Origin of the sequence: Lapidilactobacillus concavus DSM 17758 (genome assembly GCF_001435835.1) — a bacterium.
In the GTDB taxonomy this organism is placed as follows: domain Bacteria; phylum Bacillota; class Bacilli; order Lactobacillales; family Lactobacillaceae; genus Lapidilactobacillus; species Lapidilactobacillus concavus.
Genome location: NZ_AZFX01000051.1, coordinates 1 through 647 on the forward strand (window position 1 = coordinate 1; position 647 = coordinate 647).

The 647-nt window shown below is 40.8% G+C and carries 1 protein-coding gene; it reads right to left on the reverse strand.

Translation table 11 applies throughout. The features are described from left to right. Positions 1–647, reverse strand: a 647-nt coding sequence (locus tag FC15_RS05405; RefSeq protein WP_157051246.1) for an IS256 family transposase, incomplete at both ends; no start/stop codon positions are given.

The window sequence follows — 647 nt, forward strand, 5'->3', positions numbered from 1 at the left end:
GACATATGGATCAGACAGCGTTGAAATTTAGCTTGAGGATAATTGTGGTTAAGCGCTGAATCCAAGCCAACTAAGCCATCTGCGATGACTAACTGGACGTGTTTAATACCACGACTGACTAAACCAGTTAGTAATTCGGACCAAACTTCTGAATTTTCCGTTGGTGCAATACAGTAATCTAAAATTTCTTTATGACCATCTGCTTTAATACCTAAAGCGACATAAACCGACTCTTTTTGAACCGTATCACGACGTAAGGGCACATAAGTTGCATCAAGGAAAAGACAGACGTAGTCTGTCGAACTAAACCGCCGCTGATGATAAGCAGTCACTTGATCCTCAACAATGGCTGTAATGTTGGAAATCGTAGTGGGTGAATAATGAGTTCCATACATCTTCTCGATTAAGTCAGCTATTTCTCGAGTTGTAATTCCTTTTTCGTATAACTGTATAATCGTCGTTTCCAGTGCATCTACTCTTCGAGAATAAGGTGGGATTAAGTTAGCCTTAAACTCGCCCTTGCGATCACGTGGGACACAGATACTCAGCTTTCCATACTCTGAATCAATTTGACGAAAATATTGGCCATTTCGAGAGTTACCAGAGTTGAAACCTTGACGATCATAAGGATCGTAGCCTAGAACAGA